Genomic DNA, 17,830 nt, shown 5'->3' with positions numbered 1-17,830 from the left:
AGCGCCAGCGCCGCGCTCAGCCCGAGGACGGCGGCGAACCCGCCGATCACCGCCGCCCCGATCCCGGCGCCGGTGAGGAAGCACAGCGTCGCGACCCCGATCGCGCCGCTGCGCGGTCCTGCGACACCGCGGCACCGACCGAGGCGATCATCGCGGGCTGGCCGGTGCCGAACGCCAGCGTCACCAGCATCGGGGCGAGCGCCAGCACCCACGGCAGGTGGGTCGCCACCCCGGCCACGCCGAGCACCAGCCCGACGACGGTCGTCGCGCAGGCCAGGGTGAGTGTCCGGTGTGCTCCGATCCGGGTCTGCAGGAACGCCGACGCCGCCGGGCACGCCAGCGCCACCACCGCCGAGGGCACCAGCACCAGCCCGGTGGACAGCGGGCTCCAGCCGCGCTCGGCGAGCTCCAGCGGGATGCCCAGCAGCAGCGCGAACCAGCTGGCCGGCACCACCGACGCGCACAGCGAGCTGCGCACCACCGTCGCGTTCCCGACCACCCCGCGTGGCAGGAACCCGTCGGGACGGGCCCGCACCCACAGCGCCGTCATGGGCACGCCGACGGCGAGCAGCACCCCACCGGCGACGGCCGCGACCGCACCGGCGCCGGGCGACTGCACCAGCAGCACCAGGCCGGTCACCGCGGTCGCGACGATCACCGCGCCCGCCAGGTCCACCCGGGCGCCGTCGCCACGGACCACCGAGTGCCGCCACAGGTAGGGGAGGGCGAGCAGCGCCAGCGCGGGCAGTGCGACCGCGGCCCGCCACCCGCCCACCGTCGTCAGCGCCCCGCCGATCAGTGGCCCGAGCGCGGACAACGCGGCGGAGGTCCCGGCCAGCCGTCCCAGCGCGCCGCCGCGTCGCTCCGGCGGGATCCGGGCCGAGAGCAGCGCCGAGGCCAGCACCGGGATCGCCGCGGCTCCGATCCCCTGCACGATCCGGGCGGTCATCAGCAGCCCGAAGTTCGGCGCCGCCGCGGCGGCGAGTGCCCCCAGCCCGAGCAGGCCCGCTCCGATGCACAGCGGGGCCCGGATCCCGACGGCGTCGGCGAGCCGTCCGTGCACCGGCGTCGCCACGGCCAGCGCGACGGCGTACCCGCTGACCATCCAGGTCGCGGTCGCGGTCCCGACCCCGAGGTCGGCGGCCAGGTGCGGGAGCGCGACCGTCACCCCCGACGTCGACGTGCCGGCGAGGCCGAAGAGGAGTCCGAGCACGATCGACAGGAGCACACCGGCGATCCTCACCCGCGACGGCCACCGATGCACCGTGATTCCCTGTGTCCGTGCCGACCCCACCCCTCGTCCGCGCGGCGACCGCCGAGGACGCCGACGCCTGCGCCGCCGTCTACGCCCCCTACGTCCGCGACACCGCGATCAGCTTCGAGATCGAGCCGCCCGGTCCGGTCGAGATGGCCGAGCGGATCGCGGCCGCCCAGGAGCGTCACGCCTGGCTCGTCGCGGTCGGTCCCGGCGGCGCGGTGCTCGGCTACGCCTACGGCGGGCCTTGGAAGTCCCGCGCAGCCTACGGGCGGACCTGCGAGGTCTCGGTCTACCTGGCCCCCGAGGCCCGCGGCCGGGGTGTGGGCCGAGCGCTGTACGAGGCGCTGTTCACCGAGCTCGTCGCGCGCGGCATGGTCGTCGCCGTCGCCGGGATGACCGAGCCGAACCAGGCGAGCGCCGCCCTGCACCGCGCGCTGGGCTTCACCGAGGTCGGCACGTTCCGCGGGGTCGGCTGGAAGCTCGGTGCGTGGCGCGACGTGACCTGGTTCCGGCGGGCGCTGGTCGAGGCCCCGCCGGACGGCCCCCGGGACTGAGCCCGTCGGGGGAGTGTGCGGGCCCTCGCCGCTCGTCGTCCGATGCGGGAGCTCGCCCACGTCATATCTTGACGTATCAATATTGATGCAGCAACATTAAGGTGTGTCCGACGATCCCGCCGTCACGATCCATGAACTGGCCGCCGAGCTGAGCCGGTCCGCCGAGGCCCTGCTCGGCTCCCGCACGGCGATGTCGTTCGCCCGATACCGCGTCCTGCGCGCGTTGCGCCAGGAGGGCACCTCCACCCAGCACGCCCTCGCCGTGCGGCTCGGGATCGGCGACGCCGCGGTCAGCCGGATGCTGCCCGGTCTGATCGAGCAGGGCTGGTGCGCGGTCACCGACGACCCGGGGCACGGCCGTCGACGACGGGTGGAGCTCACCGCCGCCGGGCGCACGGTCGAAGCCGACGGAGCAGCCCTGCTCACCGAGGCCTTCCACGGTGCGGCCGCCGACGCGGGCATCGACGTCGGCCCCTTCCTCGCGGCTGCGGCCGCCCTCACCGAGCGGATCCGGATCTCGCTACCCGCCTCCGCGGACAGGAGCACGTCATGAGCATCACCGCCCCACCCATCGACCCCGAGCTGAGCGCAGCGCTGGCGCGGGCCGGACGCCCGGCCGTCGCCGTCGGGATGACCGCGGCGACGCTGCACGACCAGCGTGCCGTGCTCGAGGCCATGACCCCCTCCTTCGACGACGTTGCCGCCGACACCCGGTTCCGCCTCACCCGCCGGACCGTCCCGGGACCGCAGGGGGCTGCGGGGGTCGACGTGCTGGTCGCCACCCCGGCCGGTGCCACCGGAGGGTGTCCGGTGCTGGTCACCACGCACGGCGGCGGTCTGGTGGCGGGCAGCGGCCTGCTCGGGCTGCCCGGTGTGCTCGACCTCGCCGCCTCGATCGGCGCGGCCGGGGCCGTCGTCGTCTCGGTGGACTACCGGCTCGCGCCCGAGCATCCCTTCCCTGCGGCCCACGACGACACCTGGACCGCACTGACCTGGGTCGCCGGGCACGCCGAGGAGATCGGCGGCGACCCACGGAGCCTGGTCCTGTACGGAGGCAGCGCCGGTGCGAACCTCGCCGCCGGGGTGGCCCTGCGGGCCCGGGACACGGGGGAGGTCGCCGTCCGCGGGCAGCTGTTGCTCTACCCGATGCTCGACGACCGCGCCGCCGGCGTCTCGGCGGCACAGATGCACGGGCACGGGGTGTGGGACGACGTCACCAACCGCACCGCATGGGACGCCGTTCTCGCCGGACGGCCGGCGACGCCGTACGCGGCCCTCGCCCGGTCGGTGGACCTCGCCGGACTGCCCCCGACCTACCTGGAGGTGGGCTCGGCAGAGACGTTCCGCGACGAGACCGTCGACTGGGCGTGCCGGATCTGGGCGGCGGGCGGCGACGCCGAGCTGCACGTGTGGCCCGGCGCGGTCCACGGGTTCGACCTGTTCGTACCGGGGTCGACCGTGGCCGGGCGTGCCCGGGCCGCCCGCCGCGACTGGCTGCGGCGGCTCGTCGACGGTGCGGGCGAGCGGGACTAGACCGCGACCGCCCCGGCGCGAGCCGGGCGCCGGGGCCTGAGGTCGTCGGCCTCGGACCGCGTGCGAGCATCGGTGCCCGTTGCGCCCCGCACCGCCCGGCCCGTCGGCCGGCGGCGCGAGGGCGCGCCCCGCCCGCCATCCCGGGCCGGGGGAGCGGTACCGCACGGGGAGCACCATGGACGGCCTGCGCCGCGAACTCGACGGGCGCCAGATCGGCATGATCGCCGTGGGCGGCGCGATCGGCACCGGGCTGTTCCTCGGCTCCGGGCTCGCGATCTCCCTCGCCGGTCCCGCGGTGATCGTCGCCTACGTCGTCGCCGCGGTCGTCGCGCTGGTCCTGGCCTACGCGCTGGCCGAGATGGTGGTGCGCCACCCCGAGGCCGGCGGGTTCGGGCCCATCACCCAGCGCTACCTCGGGCCCGGCGCCGGGTTCGTGCAGCGCTGGATGTACTGGGCCGCGCAGGTCGTGAACATCGGCAGCGAGGTCGTCGCCGCCGGGCTCTACCTGACGTTCTGGTACCCCGACCTGCCGCTGTGGATCCCGGTCGTCGGGTTCTCCGTGGCGATGCTGGCGGTCAACGCGGGCGCGGTGCGCTTCTTCGGCGAGACCGAGTACTGGTTCGCGATGATCAAGGTCGTGACGATCGTGGCGTTCATCGCCGTCGGGCTCGTCGCGATCGTGTTCGGGCTGCCCGGGCAGGAACCGGTCGGACTCGGGGCGCTCACCGCGCACGGCGGGTTCGCCCCGAACGGGATCGGCGCGATCTGGCTCGCGCTGACCGTGGTGACCTTCTCGTTCCTCGGCACCGAGGCCGTCGCCGTCACCGCGGCCGAGTCGTCGGACCCGGTGCGCGACATCCCACGGGCCGCCCGGCGCACCGTCCTGCGGCTCGCGATCTTCTACGTCGGTGCCATGCTGGTGGTGGTGACCCTGGTGCCCTGGAACACCGTGACCACCGGCGACGACGTCGCCGAGTCGCCGTTCGTGCGGCTCTTCGCCCAGGCCGGGGTGCCCGCGGCGGCCACGGTGATGAACCTCGTCGTGCTGACCGCGGCGCTGTCGGCGATGAACACCAACCTCTACGTGACCGCGCGGATGACCTACTCGCTGGCCCGCGACGGCTACGCGCCCCGCTCGCTGGCCCGGGTCAACCGGCACGGCGCCCCGCAGCGAGCACTCGCGCTGTCCGCGGTCGGGCTGGCCCTCGCGTCCCTGGTCTCGGTATTCGCCGAGGCCACCGCGTTCCCGCTGCTCGTCGGGCTGGCCCTGTTCGGGGCGCTGGTGACCTGGCTGCTGATCTTCGCCGCGCACCTCGCGTTCCGCCGGTCGGGAGCCGGCGAGGCATCCCCGGTCCGCCTCTGGGGCGCGCCGTACACGACGGTCGCGGCGATGCTGTTCGTCGCCGCGGTGCTGGCGACGACGCCGTTCACCACCCAGTTCGCGACGGCGGCGCAGGCGGGTGTGCCCTTCCTGGTCCTGCTCGTCGTGGTCTACCTGGTGGTGCGGCGCCGTCGCCGGCGGGTCACGCTGTCGTGAAGGGGACCGATACCCCCGCGCCTGCAGGTCATGCCGGCGCGGGGGACCGTGTCACCAGATCCGGACGCGCCGGTCCGGGTCGGTGTAGAGCCCGTCGGACTCGGTCACCCCGAACGCCTCGTGGAAGGTGTCGAGGTTCGTGACGACCGCGTTGCACCGCAGGTCCGGCGGCGAGTGCGGGTCGGTGGTGAGCCGCCGGATCGCCTCCGCGTCGCGGGTCACCGCCCGCCACACCTGCGCCCACCCGAACAGCACCCGCTGCTCACCCGTCAGACCGTCGATCACCGGCGGCTCGAAGCCCTCGTGCGCGATCGCGTACGCCTTCAGCGCGATCGTCAGCCCGCCCAGGTCGCCGATGTTCTCGCCGACCGTCAGCGAGCCGTTGACCTTGTGGTCGGGCAGCCCGGCGGGGGACAGGCCGTCGTACTGGTCGATCAGCATCTGTGCGCGGGACTCGAACTCGGTCTGGTCGGCGGACTCCCACCAGTCGGTGAGGTTGCCGTCGCCGTCGTAGCGGGAGCCCTGGTCGTCGAAGCCGTGCCCGATCTCGTGGCCGATGACCGCGCCGATGCCGCCGTAGTTCGCGGCGTCGTCGGCGTCGGCGTCGAAGAACGGCGGCTGCAGGATCGCTGCCGGGAACACGATCTCGTTGAGCCGCGGGTGGTAGTAGGCGTTGACCGTCTGCGGGGTCATCAGCCACTCGCCGTGGTCGACCGGGCCGCCGAGCTTGGCGTACTCGAAGTCGTGGCGCCACTGGGCCGCGCGACCCGCGTTGCCGAGCAGGTCGGCCGGGTCGATCTGCAGGTCGGAGTAGTCCTTCCAGGAGTCCGGGTAGCCGACCTTCGGTGTGAACTTGCCGAGCTTGTCCAGCGCCCGCTCCCGGGTGGCCGGGCTCATCCAGTCCAGGGTGGAGATCGACCGGCGGTAGGCCTCGACGATGTTGTCGACCAGCTCGGTGATGCGCTCCTTGGCCCGGGGCGGGAAGTGCCGCTCGACGTAGATCTTCGCGACGGCCTCGCCCAGCGCGCCCTCCACCAGCGACACCCCGCGCTTCCAGCGCTCGCGCAGCTCCGGGGTGCCGGACAGGGTGCGGCCGAAGAAGTCGAAGTCGGCCTCGACCAGGTCCGCGGAGAGGAACTCCGCGCACGACCCGGCGACGGTCAGCGCGAGCCACGCCTGCCACTGCTCCAGCGGGCGCCCGGCCCACAGCTCACCGGCGGCGGTGACGAAGCTCGGCTGGCGGACGATCACCTCGTCGTAGGCGTGCGCGGGCACCCCCAGCGCGGACTCCCACTCGGCCCAGTCGAAGCCAGGGGCCGCGGCGCGCAGCTCCTCGCGGGTCATCAGGGTGTAGGTCTTCTCGGCGTCGCGGTTGAGGACCCGGTCCCAGGACGCGTCGGCCAGCGCGGTCTCCAGGTCCATGACCTGCTCGGCGACGCGCTCCGGCTCGGCCAGCCCGACCAGCTCGGCGAGGCGCCGCAGGTGCTCGACGTACTTGGCCCGGATCTCGGGGTCGCCCTCGTCGCCGTAGTACGACTCGTCGGGCAGGCCCAGCCCGGCCTGGTTGAGGTTCACCAGGTATCGGGAGGAGTCCTTGAGGTCGGTCGCGATGAACTCGCCGAACAGCGCGGCCCGGCCCTCGCGCTGACGCCGGCCGAGCACGGTCGCGAGCGCGGCCCGGTCGGTGGCGGCGTAGATCTCGTCGAGCAGCGGGCGCAGCGGCGCGGTGCCGAGCTCCTCGACCCGCTCGACGTCCATGAACGAGCGGTACAGGTCGCCGATCTTGCGGGCCTCGGTGCCGGGCTCCGACGACGCCGCGCACTCCTCCACGATCTCGTGGACCTGGTCCTCGGCCCGGTCGCGCAGGACGCGGAACGCACCGTCCTGCGAACGGTCGTCGGGGATCTCGTGGGTCGCCAGCCACCGGCCGTTCACGTGGGCGAACAGGTCGTCCTGGGGACGGACGTCCGGGTCGACCCAGCTGAGGTCGAGACCGGAGCGCTTCTCGGTCGGGGACTCGGTGGTCGTCATGGGTCCATCCTGCCTGCCGGGTGCGACGGTTTCGAGCAACCGACGCCGGCACGCCCGCGCGGCCCGGTCCGTCGCGGACGTGGGAGTGCTGCGAATCCGCTTACCCGGTAAGCGAGTTCACAACCGTCACATCCTTGGGACGGACGGGACGGACGGGGCGGATCGGCGGCACCGAGTGGCGGCGGCACCGAGCGGCGGCACCGAGCGGCGGCGGCACCGGGTACGAGCGCGACGGGCCGGTGCCGGCTGGTCGACTCCACCGGGTCCGGGGCGGTGCGCGCCGAAGGTGTCCGGACAGGTCACCGCGCAGTGGACGCCTGGTTGTCCACCACCGGACGGCGGACGCACCATCGCGGACGTGACGATCCACCTCGATGCGCCGGTCACCCGGCCCCGTTCCACACCCGCCGTCGATCTCCTGGAGGGTGAGCGCCTGCTGGCCCGCCTCCCGGGCGACGGGGCGGACCGATGTGGCGCGGACTTCGAGGCCTTCACCCTCACCCCGCTCGGGCGCACCCTGGGCGCCGAGATCACCGGCATCGACCTGCGTGACCGCGTCGACGAGGACCTGCGGGCCGAGCTGCACCGGGCCCTGCTGGAGTGGAAGGTCCTGTTCTTCCCCGGCCAGCACCTCACCAGCGACCGGCAGCGCGAGCTCGCGCTGCTCTGGGGCGACCTGGAGACCAACCCGATGCTCGACACCGGCGCCGCCGCCGACGTCGTCCGCTTCGGCACCGGCAGGCGCACCTACGAGAACATCTGGCACGCCGACACCACGTTCCGTCCCGCACCCGCCATGGGCGCCATGCTGCGGATGGTGCAGACGCCACCGTTCGGCGGGGACACGATGTGGGCCGACATGGCCGTCGCCTACGACAACCTCACCGACGAGGTGCGGACGCGCATCGACGACGCCGTCGCGGTGCACGACATGGTGCCCGGCTTCGCCCGGTTCCTGGACCCGGAGCGGCTGGCCCGTGGCCGCGACCTGTTCCCGCCGGTGACCCACCCCGTCGTCCGGACCCATCCGGAGACCGGGCGCCGCACGCTGTTCGTGAACGCCTCGTTCACGACGGAGATCGTCGGGCTCCCGCGCGAGGAGTCCGACGCGCTGCTGCGGCACCTGTTCGCCCAGGCCCACGTGCCCGAGTTCCAGGTCCGCTACCGCTGGTCCGAGGGGACGCTCGCGTTCTGGGACAACCGGGCGACCCAGCACTACGCGGTCGGCGACTACCACCCGCACACCCGGGTCGCCGAGCGTGTCGCGATCGCGGGCGACCGACCCTTCTGACGGTCAGGAGGCCGCGCCGCCCCACCGGCGGCGGCGCGGCCGGTCGGCGGGCTCGTCCTCCATCGGGGCGGCGATCGCCAGCCGCCCGACCTGCTCGTTGAGGACCTTCAGGTGCACCCGGACGTCGTCGTGGGTCGGGTCCAGCACCGCCTGCTCGGCGATCTCCGCGGCCTGGTCGACCGACTGCTTCAGCGACGCCTTGGCCTTGTTCAGCCGGGCGGCGATCCGCTTGGCGGGCGGTTCGGTGAGCCGGAACCGGGCGGGCTCGATCGAGTCGCCGACGGCGGCCAGGCGCTGCACCGCCTCCAGCTCCGAGTCCAGCCGCTTGCCGATCTCGGTGAGCCACGTCCGCACCTGCATCGCCGAGATCACCGTGGTGATCCGGTGGAAGCGCTGCACCTGCTCGGTGCACTCGGCCACGTAGGTCCGCCAGTACCGCGACAGCGGTGCGGGGGAGGGCTCGGATCCGGGGCGCAGGAGTGACACGCCCGCAGGCTACCGGTGCTCACCCGGCCAGCCGGATCGTCGTCCCCGGGCCGAGCGGCAGCCCCAGCAGGACGAACACGCAGAGGATGACCACCCACACCACGAACACCGGCACGACGAACATCGCCATCCGCGAGAACACCGCGCCCAGGGTGAACGAGCGGTCGTAGCGACGGCAGGTCAGCTGCAGCACGTACAGGTAGGGGTTCAGCGGCGAGATCGGGTTGGTGATCGCGTCACCGATCCGGTAGGTCGCCTGGATGACCGCCGGGTGCAGGCCCAGCCCGACGAACACCGGCACCAGTACCGGCGCCAGCACCGTCCACAGCGACGCCCCGGAGAACACCACCATCGCCAGCACCGAGCACAGCACCAGCGCGAGCAGCAATGCGCCGAGCCCGGTCAGGCCGATCGTGCGCAGCCCGGCCGACCCCTCCACCGCCAGCCACGTCCCGACCCCGCTCCAGGTGAACATCGCGATGAACTGGCCCGCGGAGAAGGCGATGACGACGAACCCGAGCATCCCCTTCAGCGACTCGGCCATCATCTCCGGCACGTCCGACGGGCGGGTCACCACGCCCGCGGCGATGCCGTAGGCCAGGCCGGTGACGAGGAAGGTCAGGAACAGCAGCGGGACGATCCCGTCGAGGAACGGGGAGTCGATCAGGGACCCGTCGGCGCCCTGCAGCGGGCCGCCGGGCACGAGCCAGGCCGCCAGCGCGCAGGCCAGCCACACCGCGAGGGCGACGCCCGCCACCCGCAGCGCGCGCCGCTCCCGCGCAGTGACCGTCGTGTCCGGCTCACCCGCCGCGTCCGGCTCCGGGTCGACCGGGGGCAGCCCCGGCTCGACGCGGTGCACCAGGATCCAGCCGAGTACCGCGGGCAGCACGAGCGCCGACACCGCCTGGAACCAGTAGTTCATGAGCACCCCGACGCCGATGTCCGGCGGTGTCCCCGGCGGCAGCACCGACTCGGTCAGCGCGGCCAGGTTCGCGTCCAGCGCACCGACGATCAGCCCGGAGCCGTAGCCGACGGCCGTCGCCGCGAACGCGCCGAGCGCCCCGGCGACCGGATGCCGCCCCACCGAGGCGAACGCGAGCGCCGCCAGCGGGGGGAGGATCACCATCGCCGCGTCGCCCATGAAGTGGCCCTGAACGCACAGGTACGCCACCGCGTAGGGTATGAAGCGCCGCGGCACCCGGGTCAGCGCGATGTTCACCAGCGACCGCAGCAGCCCGGTGCGCTCGCAGATCCCGACGCCCAGCAGCATCGTGAGCACCACGCCCAGCGGCGGGAAGCCGATGAAGTTGTCCACCATGGTGGTGAGCAGCTGCTGCAGGCCCGCCACGGACAGGATGTCGCGGACCGGTTGTGCCTGCGGGGCGCCCGGCAGCTGCGCGGTCGCCCCGTTCGCGGCCAGCACCGCCGAGCCGACCCCGAGTAGCAGCAGGAGGATCCAGAACAGGAAGAACGGGTGCGGCACCCGGTTCCCGACCCGCTCGATGCCCCGGATCACCGGTCCGGGCCGGTACGCCGCGGTCACGGGATGCGCCCGTCGGTCGCCAGCACCGGCGCGTCGGCGGGCACGGTGTCGGGGTAGATCAGCCCGCTGCCGGTGTTCAGCACGACGACCGTCTCCGACCCGTCGAGCCAGCCCGACTCCCGCAGCCGGCCCGCCGCGGCGACGCAGGCCGCGCCCTCCGGGCAGATCCAGGTGCCCTCGTCGCGGGCGAGGGCGTGCTCGGCGGCGAGCAGCTCGTCGTCGGAGACGGCGACGGCGGTCCCGCCGGTGTCGTACACGGCGTCGAGGACGAGGAAGTCGCCCAGCGCCTTGGGCACGGTGATCCCGAACGCGACCGTGTGCGGGTCGGCCGGGGCGGTCGACTCGCGCAGCCCGGCCTCGAACGCGTCGACGATCGGGGCGCACCCGGTGGCCTGCACCGCGACCAGCCGCGGCAGCGGACCGGAGATCCAGCCCAGCTCCCGCATCTCCGCCAGGGCCTTGTGGATCGCGATGATCCCGACGCCGCCGCCGGTCGGGTAGAGGATCACGTCCGGGCAGCGCCAGCCGAGCTGCTCGACGATCTCGTAGCCCATCGTCTTCTTGCCCTCGATGCGGTACGGCTCGCGCAGCGTCGAGGTGTCCTGGTACCCGGCCCCGTCGGAGTTGCGGCGGGCGACGGCGTCGGCGACGAGCCTGCCTGCGTCGCCGATCAGGCCGTCGACCAGGTACAGCTCCCCGCCGGAGACGACGACCTCGCGCCGGGTGATCTCCGGGGCGTCGACCGGCATCGCGATCAGCGCGCCGAGCCCGGCCCGCGCGGCGTAGCACGCCCAGGCGGCACCGGCGTTGCCGTTGGTGGGCATCGCGACCGCGCGGACGCCGAGTTCGGCGGCACGGGAGACGCCGACGGCGGCACCGCGGGCCTTGAACGCCCCGGTCGGGACCAGGCCCTCGTCCTTCATCCGCAGGCCCGGCAGCCCGAGACGGGCACCGGCCCGGGGGAGCGGCAGCAGCGGGGTCATGCCCTCGCCCATCGTCACCACGTGCGCGGGGTCCCGCACGGGCAGCACCTCGTGGTAGCGCCACAGGTCCGGCGGGCGGGCGGCGATGTCGGCCGGGTCACCAGGGTGCGGGCGCGGTCCAGGTCGTAGCGGGCGAGCAGCGGGGCGCCGGAGCCCGAGGTGCCCTGCACGGTGTCGGCGTCGAGGATCTCGCCGGTGCGGGAGCACTCCAGGTGGGACAGCGTCGAGAAGTCGGGCACGGGTCCACCTGATCGCCCGTCGTGCCGCGGCGCAACCCGGAGGGCGACAGCGCCCCCGCGGGAAGTGACCGCGGACACGACTACGCCTTTCGGACGATCCGGTAGCCTCGGACAGCGAAAGCGTGAACGTTCAACGATCGAGAGGGATCCATGCGCCCGCTTCCCACGCCGTTCTCCGACATCGCACTCCTGCTGGTCCGGCTGCTCGTCGGCGTCGTCCTCGTCGCCCACGGTCTGCAGAAGCTCTCGAACGGAGTCGGCGGTGTCGCGTCGGGCTTCGCCGGCATGGGCATCCCGCTGCCGACCGTGTCCGCGCTGTTCGTGATCGCGGTCGAGCTCGGTGGTGGCCTTCTGCTGCTTGCCGGTGCCGCGACGACCGTCGCCGGGCTCGCCGTCGTCGTCGCGATGGCGGGGGCCTACCTGTTCGCGCACGTCGGTCTGAACCCGTTCGTCGACTCGGGCGGCTGGGAGCTGGTCGGCGTGATCGCCGCGGGCGGGCTCGCGCTGGCCGCGGCCGGACCGGGGCGGTTCTCGGTCGATGCGCTCGTCGCCGGACGCGGCCGCACCCCGGCCCGGCACGCGGTGGGTGTCTCCTCGGGGGAGTAGGACCCGCCCCCGCGGGGGATCCCGCCGCATGCCCGAGGGACACACCGTGCACCGGCTCGCGCGGCTCCAGCGCCGCCGCTACGCGGGCCGGCCGGTGGCGGTGTCCAGTCCGCAGCGCCGGTTCAGCACCGGAGCCGAGATCGTCGACGGGCGGGTGCTGGTCGACGTGCAGGCCCACGGCAAGCATCTGTTCCAGCACTACGGTCCGGACACCACCGTGCACGTCCACCTCGGGCTGTGGGGCCGGTTCCCGAACCGGGAGCTGCCCCGGGAGCCGCCGCGCGGCCAGGTCCGGATGCGGATCGTCGGCGAGACCCACTACGCCGACCTGCGCGGTCCGGCCGCCTGCGAGCTGCTCGACGACGCCGGGGTGGCGCAGCTGCGGGCCCGGCTCGGCGAGGACCCGCTGCGCGACGACGCGGACCCGGCCCGTGTCCGGGAGCGGTTCGCCCGCTCCAGGGCCCCGCTGGCAGCGGTGCTCATGGACCAGTCGGTGATCGCGGGCATCGGCAACGTCTTCCGTGCCGAGACGCTGTTCCGTACCGGTCTGGACCCGATGACCCCGGCCCGTGACCTCGACGACCGGTCCTTCGCGCTGCTCTGGGACGACCTGACCGCGATGCTCCACGACGGCGAGCGGCGCGGCCGGATCGAGACGCTGCGTCCCGAGCACGACCCGGCCCTGCTAGGGCCGCCCGACCGCGGCGCGGTGTGCGCCAGCGTCGTCTACGCCTACCGCCGCACCGGGCAGCCCTGCCTGGTCTGCGGCGCCCCGATCGCGCACGCCGAGGTCCGCACGCGGAACCTCTTCTGGTGCCCCGGTTGCCAGTCGGGATCCTCCGCGCGGCCGCTCACCGAACGGTGACGACCGATGTCCGATCTGTCCTGTACCGGCCGGTAGCGGTACCGTTGGCGCCATGCTGTCGACCGGTCCCGTGCGTCCGGAGACGCGGCGCCGGCCAATCGTCCGGTGGGACGCGGCGCTGTCCGGGGCCGCGCTCGTCGTGACCGGGATGCTGGTCGCGCTCGGGATCTTCGGCGCCGTCTTCCTGGTCGCCTTCTTCGAGTACTGCCCGCCGCGCACGTGCAGCTCGTCGGCCGTGCTCGTGTCGGTCGGCGGCTCGCTGGTGGTCGCCGCGGCCGCCGGCGTGGCCGGTCTCGCCATGACCGTGCTGCGGGTCGTCGAACGTCGTCCGGCCTGGCCGTTCGCGCTGGCCACCCTCGCCGTGGCCGCGTCCGCCGTCGCCTTCGGCGCGGTCCACTACGCGAGCGCGATCGGGTACTGACCTGCTCGGGGGCCGATCCCCCGAGCGCGTGCGCCGGGCCGGGTCCCACGGCCCGTACCGGTGCGCGCTCCGCGGTGCCGCCGCGACCGGTCGGTCACCGTCGAGGGTCGACCGCCCGGTCGGTCGCCTCCGCCGCCGCTGCCTCCGCCGCCGCAGCGCGCTGCGCGGTCCGGCGGAAGCCGATCGCGATCGCCGCCGACATCAGCATCATCACCGCGACCACCCACATCCCGGCCCGCGAGTCACCGGTCAGGTCCTTGAGCCATCCCGCGACGAACGGACCGACGAACCCGGACAGGTTGCCGAAGGAGTTGATCAACCCGATCCCGGCTGCGGCGCCGGCGCCGGTGAGGAAGGCGTTCGGCAGCGACCAGAACGGCGGGATCGCGGCGAAGACCCCGATCGCGCAGACGGTCACGCAGGCCATGACCAGCAACGGCGAGTCCATGTACAGGGCGCCCGCGATCGCCACCGCCCCCACGACGGCGGGGACGGCCACGTGCAGCGGCCGCTCCCCGCTGCGGTCGGAGCGCCGGGCCCACAGCAGCATCGTCACCGACGCGATCGCGTACGGCACCGCGGTGATCAGGCCGACCTCGACCAGCGAGTAGTCGGCGCCGAACTGCTGCTCGAACCCGGCGACGATCTGGGGGAGGAAGAACGCCAGGACGTAGAGCCCGAACACGATCCCGAAGTAGACGACCGACAGGGCCACCACCCGGCCGTCCCGCAGGGCGGCGGCGACCCCGCGGTCCTGCCCGGCCGCCGCCGCGTCCTCGGCGGCGATCCGCTCCTCCAGCGCGACCGCCTGGTCGGTGGGCAGCCACCGGGCCCGGGTCGGACGGTCCGGCAGCAGCCACAGCACCGCGATGCCCAGCAGCACCGCCGGGATGCCCTCGACGAAGAACATGAAACGCCAGCCGGCGTCGAAGCCCAGGGCGCCGTCGCCGATCGAGATCAGCCACGTCGACAGCGGCCCACCGACGACCGAGGACAGCGGCACGGCCAGGAAGAACAGGGCGACGATCCGCGCCCGCTCGACCCTCGGGAACCAGTAGGTCAGGTACAGGATGATGCCCGGGAAGAAGCCGGCCTCGGCGATGCCGAGCAGCACCCGCACGACGTAGAAGCCGATCTCGCCCTGGACGAACGCCGTCGACGACGCGACGACGCCCCAGGTCACCATGATCCGGGCGATCCAGATCCGCGCCCCGACCCGGTGCAGGATCACGTTGGACGGGACCTCGAAGAAGAAGTACCCGACGAAGAACAGGCCGGCGCCCAGACCGTAGGCGGCCGCGGACAGGCCCAGGTCGGCGTTCATCGTCAGCGACGCGAACCCGACGTTGACCCGGTCGATGTAGTTCAGCAGATAGGCCAGGGCGAGCAGCGGGATGAGCCGCTTCGTCGCCGTCCGTACGGCCGTCGAGACCAGCACGCCGTCCCCCTCCGTTGCGGTGCGCACGCCAGCGCAGTCTCGCCGCCGGAGGTCAGTCCTTCAACCAGGCGTAGGCGGTGTGCCGGGACACACCGAGCGCCGCCGCCATCGCGCTGACCTCGCAGCCGGCCTCGCGCCCGGCCCGCAGCAGCTCACGGCGACGCTCGCGCGGGGCGTCCGCGGCGGCCCGCAGCTGTTCGAGCACGGCCGCGGACTCGGCGGACTCCCGGCGTCGGCCCACCCCGGGCCGGGAGAACGCGCGCACGGCGTCGGCGTCCCAGACCTTCCGGCCGTCCGGGCCGGGGTCGGGCAGCGGGGGCGGTGCCTGGCCGCGGGAGACGTAGGAGTTCCAGGTGCCCACCTGCACGCCCCAGTGGGCGGCGCACTCGTCGCTGGTCCAGGTCGTCACGACAGGAGGGTGCCACGGCCCGCCCGGCCGGCGGTGTCGGTCCGTGGCGGGGTCGGGAACGGTCCGACGGCGCGGTCATCCTCCCGGCGGTGCACCGAGAGGGCCTGCCAGCAGGTCCCGCACGGCGGCGGCGCAGTCGGCCGGGGTCCGGCCGGGCCGCCCGTGGGGGTCGGCGACCGCGTTCATCGCCCCGAACAGCAGATCGCGGACGAGTTGGGGAGCGGGCCCGGCGGCAATCGCCCCCGCGCGTTGCGCGTCGTCGACCAGCTCGGTCCACCGGCTCCGGTAGCGCTGCAGGAGCACGCGGTAGGTCGCGAGCGACGCGTCCCGGCCCGGCTCGGGCATGGTGAGCACGACCGCGGCGTAGTCGCTCAGCTCCACCAGGGCGTCGAGGTGCGCACGGACGGCGGCCCACAGGCGGGCCCCGGCATCGGCGGCCACGAGCGGGGCCAGGGCGTCGTCGAGGTGGCGCAGCGACTCGCGCAGGCCCTCCTCGAGCACCGTCGCGATCAGCTCGTCCTTCGAGCCGAAGTGGAAGTAGACGCTCCCTGTCCGCAGTCCCGCGGCCTCGGCGATCCCGCTGAGGCTGACCCCGACCCGCCCGTCGCGGGCCAGCAGGGAGGCGGCCGCGTCGAGCAACCGGCGTCGGGTCCGGTCCCCCTTGGACGGACGGTCGGGCGCGGCGGGCACGGTCGCCATTCTCATCTCCCACCGCCACGACGACGTCGGAGCGCCCCGGAACGCGGCGCTGCCGGAGTGCTGCCCCAGTATTCTATGCTAGCTTAAAAACTAACGACCATTAGTTTCTGGAGGAGCCATGACGATCCCCTCGCCCCCGGCCGCCCGGGACGCCGCACCGCTGGACCCGACCGAGGCGTTGGGCTGGTACGGGAGCTGGATCGACGCGTGGAACAGCCACGATCCGGAGCGGGTCCGCCCGCTGGTGACCGACGACTTCCGGCTCGAGACGCCGACGACGCGCAACTCCGGCTGGGACGTACGGGGACCTGACGCCGCCGCCGACTACATGCGTTACGTGCTCACCGCCTACCCGGACCTGACCTGGGAACGCACCGGGCCGCCGCTGCTCGCGCCCGACGTCCCGCGCGCCGCCTTCACCTGGCGCGGGACCGGGCACTTCACCGGCACACTCACACCGCCCGGGATCCCCGGGACCGGCCTCCCGTTCGACTTCGTGGGCCTGGAGGTCTTCGACTTCCGGGACGGCCGCGCCGACCGACTGCACGCCAGCTACGACCTGATGGGGCTGCTGCGCCAGACCGGGGTCCTGCGCAGTGGCTCGGGGCGCCGCTGACCCGCCCGTCCGACGGCGGGGCGGCCGACGGCCGGTGGTCTCACGGCCGCAGTGCGGTGACCACCCAGCGCAGCGACGTCCGGTCGGTGCAGGTGGCGAGCAGCTCGGCCTGCTCGGCGCTCTCGGCGTCGCGGCGCCGGGCGTCGAACAGGTCCTCGACCAGGCCGGGCACGTCGCGGTGCTCCCCGGGCAGCGGCTCGTCGCCACCGGGCAGCCCGAGGCGGGCGACGACCAAGCGCAGCGTGCGGTGCCCGATCAGCCGCATGCCCGGGGGCAGCAGCGCGGAGTTCCGTGGGGGAGTGGTGCCGGCGGCGGGCTCCTGTCCGGGCAGCGGCACCGCGCCGGGCGGGATGCCGGGCAGGCTCACCGCGGACACGGCGATCACGCCGCCGTCGAGCAGGGCCCAGGCGTCGATCGCGGGACGGTGCGTCTCGCGCCCCGACGCGGTGGCCAGCCCCTGGTCGGCCAGCCAGCGGCGCAGCCGCGGACGCAGGTCCCAGCGCACGTCGAACACGCCCTCGGCCAGGTCGGACGGGGTGAACACCTCGTCCCACCGCGGGCCGCCGGACGCCCCGTTCCCGACACCCGTCTCGGGCTGGATCGCCATCTTCGTCCCCCGACCCGGGGCACGCGCGTTCCCGGGGAACCAGGATAGGACGGTCCGGACGGGCGCACAGGCTGGTGCACACGGCCGTACCCACAGGTGTGATGACACGACCGACGCGGCGGTGAACGGCGTCGCCGGCACGCCGATCAGCAGGCGATGTCACACTGAGTGAGCGGATGTGCCGGTGTCTGCGTGACAGATGACACGATCGAGCGAGTCCGCCGCAGGCGGTAACGAGGCAGGATGAGTCGAGCGATCCACAAGTGACGGCGACGTGGAGGCGACATGGACGGGCAGTTCGACAGGGTTCCGGCGGTGCACCCGGGGATGATCCCCGCGGCACGGCGGTCGGTGGAGAACCTGCCGTCCGGACGAGGTGTGGTCGACGGCGAGCGGGGCCGCGTGCTGGCCCGCTACGCGCGGCTGATGCGGTCCGGCCGGCCGGAGGTCTGCCTCCCCGGGCGGCGCGAGATCGAGGACCGCGAGCGGTTCGGCGCCTCCGCGACCGGCAGCGACGGCAAGGTCATCTACCCGGACCGGGACGCGGCCGAGTGCGCCGCCCGTGAGCTGGAGGCCCTCGGCGGACGCCCGCAGCGGGCCTACCTGTGCCGGCGGTCGCGCCGCGGGCACTACCACCTGACCACCGACGCCGTCGCCCAGCGCCGTCGCGGCCCGGCGGAGCTCATCCCGCAGCCGCGCCGCGGCGACTGACCC

Annotated in this window: 20 protein-coding genes; 10 read left to right on the top strand and 10 right to left on the bottom strand. The window is 74.0% G+C overall.

What is annotated here, in order from left to right:
• Positions 1 to 46: 46 nt before the first annotated feature.
• Positions 47 to 1,228: an MFS transporter gene (locus KPL57_RS17205; RefSeq protein ID WP_226352388.1), complete on the bottom strand. Its 1,182-nt coding sequence runs from the start codon at positions 1,226 to 1,228 to the stop codon at positions 47 to 49.
• Positions 1,229 to 1,281: 53 nt separating this feature from the next.
• On the opposite strand from KPL57_RS17205, the gene KPL57_RS17200 reads away from it, so the two are divergent.
• The 4 genes from KPL57_RS17200 to KPL57_RS17185 all read left to right on the top strand — a co-directional run bounded on the left by KPL57_RS17200 (position 1,282) and on the right by KPL57_RS17185 (position 4,882).
• Complete coding sequence (locus KPL57_RS17200; protein WP_226352387.1) at positions 1,282 to 1,812, top strand: GNAT family N-acetyltransferase; 531 nt, start codon at positions 1,282 to 1,284, stop codon at positions 1,810 to 1,812.
• Positions 1,813 to 1,915: 103 nt separating this feature from the next.
• Positions 1,916 to 2,365 (top strand): MarR family winged helix-turn-helix transcriptional regulator, encoded by a 450-nt coding sequence (locus KPL57_RS17195; RefSeq protein ID WP_226352386.1) that lies wholly within the window; start codon positions 1,916 to 1,918, stop codon positions 2,363 to 2,365.
• The gene (locus KPL57_RS17190) at positions 2,362 to 3,345 is read left to right on the top strand and encodes an alpha/beta hydrolase (RefSeq protein WP_226352385.1); all 984 of its coding nucleotides are present in this window, start codon (positions 2,362 to 2,364) and stop codon (positions 3,343 to 3,345) included. The genes KPL57_RS17195 and KPL57_RS17190 overlap by 4 nt, the downstream gene beginning before the upstream one ends.
• Positions 3,346 to 3,520: 175 nt before the next feature.
• The gene (locus tag KPL57_RS17185; protein ID WP_226352384.1) at positions 3,521 to 4,882 is read left to right on the top strand and encodes an amino acid permease; all 1,362 of its coding nucleotides are present in this window, start codon (positions 3,521 to 3,523) and stop codon (positions 4,880 to 4,882) included.
• Positions 4,883 to 4,933: 51 nt separating this feature from the next.
• Here KPL57_RS17185 and KPL57_RS17180 read toward each other — a convergent pair whose 3' ends face one another.
• Positions 4,934 to 6,913, bottom strand: a complete 1,980-nt coding sequence (locus KPL57_RS17180) for a M13 family metallopeptidase (protein WP_226352383.1) — start codon at positions 6,911 to 6,913, stop codon at positions 4,934 to 4,936.
• A gap of 358 nt (positions 6,914 to 7,271) precedes the next feature.
• Here KPL57_RS17180 and KPL57_RS17175 point away from each other — a divergent pair, with 358 nt between their 5' ends.
• On the top strand, positions 7,272 to 8,204 hold the full coding sequence (locus tag KPL57_RS17175; RefSeq protein WP_226352382.1) for a TauD/TfdA family dioxygenase: 933 nt from the start codon (positions 7,272 to 7,274) through the stop codon (positions 8,202 to 8,204).
• 3 nt (positions 8,205 to 8,207) lie between these two features.
• Here KPL57_RS17175 and KPL57_RS17170 read toward each other — a convergent pair whose 3' ends face one another.
• From KPL57_RS17170 to KPL57_RS17155, 4 genes are read right to left on the bottom strand one after another with little or no spacing between them, the layout of a single operon-like run.
• Positions 8,208 to 8,690: a hypothetical protein gene (locus KPL57_RS17170; protein WP_020622394.1), complete on the bottom strand. Its 483-nt coding sequence runs from the start codon at positions 8,688 to 8,690 to the stop codon at positions 8,208 to 8,210.
• Between the two features lie 19 nt (positions 8,691 to 8,709).
• On the bottom strand, positions 8,710 to 10,233 hold the full coding sequence (locus KPL57_RS17165) for an AbgT family transporter (protein ID WP_226352381.1): 1,524 nt from the start codon (positions 10,231 to 10,233) through the stop codon (positions 8,710 to 8,712).
• The gene (locus KPL57_RS17160) at positions 10,230 to 11,255 is read right to left on the bottom strand and encodes a threonine synthase (RefSeq protein WP_308252905.1); all 1,026 of its coding nucleotides are present in this window, start codon (positions 11,253 to 11,255) and stop codon (positions 10,230 to 10,232) included. Before KPL57_RS17160 ends, KPL57_RS17165 begins: the two co-directional genes overlap by 4 nt.
• A complete protein-coding gene (locus tag KPL57_RS17155; RefSeq protein ID WP_226352410.1) occupies positions 11,231 to 11,455 on the bottom strand; it encodes a hypothetical protein in 225 nt (74 codons plus the stop codon). Before KPL57_RS17155 ends, KPL57_RS17160 begins: the two co-directional genes overlap by 25 nt.
• Before the next feature lie 150 nt (positions 11,456 to 11,605).
• Here KPL57_RS17155 and KPL57_RS17150 point away from each other — a divergent pair, with 150 nt between their 5' ends.
• The 3 genes from KPL57_RS17150 to KPL57_RS17140 are packed head-to-tail and all read left to right on the top strand — an operon-like array spanning position 11,606 to position 13,347.
• Complete coding sequence (locus KPL57_RS17150) at positions 11,606 to 12,061, top strand: DoxX family protein (RefSeq protein WP_060711546.1); 456 nt, start codon at positions 11,606 to 11,608, stop codon at positions 12,059 to 12,061.
• Positions 12,062 to 12,089: 28 nt separating this feature from the next.
• Positions 12,090 to 12,926, top strand: a complete 837-nt coding sequence (locus KPL57_RS17145) for an Fpg/Nei family DNA glycosylase (RefSeq protein ID WP_226352380.1) — start codon at positions 12,090 to 12,092, stop codon at positions 12,924 to 12,926.
• Between the two features lie 52 nt (positions 12,927 to 12,978).
• Positions 12,979 to 13,347 carry a hypothetical protein gene (locus tag KPL57_RS17140; protein ID WP_020622389.1) on the top strand — a complete coding sequence of 123 codons (369 nt, stop codon included), beginning with the start codon at positions 12,979 to 12,981 and terminating at the stop codon, positions 13,345 to 13,347.
• A gap of 94 nt (positions 13,348 to 13,441) precedes the next feature.
• Here the strand turns inward: KPL57_RS17140 and KPL57_RS17135 are convergent, their stop codons facing one another.
• The 3 genes from KPL57_RS17135 to KPL57_RS17125 all read right to left on the bottom strand — a co-directional run bounded on the left by KPL57_RS17135 (position 13,442) and on the right by KPL57_RS17125 (position 15,893).
• The gene (locus tag KPL57_RS17135) at positions 13,442 to 14,812 is read right to left on the bottom strand and encodes an MFS transporter (RefSeq protein ID WP_226352379.1); all 1,371 of its coding nucleotides are present in this window, start codon (positions 14,810 to 14,812) and stop codon (positions 13,442 to 13,444) included.
• A gap of 25 nt (positions 14,813 to 14,837) precedes the next feature.
• Positions 14,838 to 15,194 carry a hypothetical protein gene (locus KPL57_RS17130; protein WP_020622387.1) on the bottom strand — a complete coding sequence of 119 codons (357 nt, stop codon included), beginning with the start codon at positions 15,192 to 15,194 and terminating at the stop codon, positions 14,838 to 14,840.
• A gap of 75 nt (positions 15,195 to 15,269) precedes the next feature.
• Positions 15,270 to 15,893, bottom strand: a complete 624-nt coding sequence (locus tag KPL57_RS17125) for a TetR/AcrR family transcriptional regulator (protein ID WP_226352378.1) — start codon at positions 15,891 to 15,893, stop codon at positions 15,270 to 15,272.
• 118 nt (positions 15,894 to 16,011) lie between these two features.
• Between KPL57_RS17125 and KPL57_RS17120 the strand changes: the two genes are divergently transcribed.
• Positions 16,012 to 16,509, top strand: a complete 498-nt coding sequence (locus tag KPL57_RS17120) for an ester cyclase (RefSeq protein ID WP_226352377.1) — start codon at positions 16,012 to 16,014, stop codon at positions 16,507 to 16,509.
• A 40-nt stretch (positions 16,510 to 16,549) separates the two neighbouring features.
• On the opposite strand, the gene KPL57_RS17115 is transcribed toward KPL57_RS17120, so the two are convergent.
• Positions 16,550 to 17,116, bottom strand: coding sequence for a hypothetical protein (locus tag KPL57_RS17115; protein ID WP_226352376.1), 567 nt, complete (start codon positions 17,114 to 17,116; stop codon positions 16,550 to 16,552).
• A 285-nt stretch (positions 17,117 to 17,401) separates the two neighbouring features.
• On the opposite strand from KPL57_RS17115, the gene KPL57_RS17110 reads away from it, so the two are divergent.
• Entirely contained in the window at positions 17,402 to 17,827 is a 426-nt protein-coding gene (locus KPL57_RS17110) for a hypothetical protein (RefSeq protein ID WP_062396034.1), read from the top strand.
• The last annotated feature ends 3 nt before the right edge of the window (positions 17,828 to 17,830 follow it).

Source organism: Pseudonocardia sp. ICBG601, from assembly GCF_020496245.1.
This window is presented reverse-complemented; position numbering and strand designations above follow the sequence as displayed.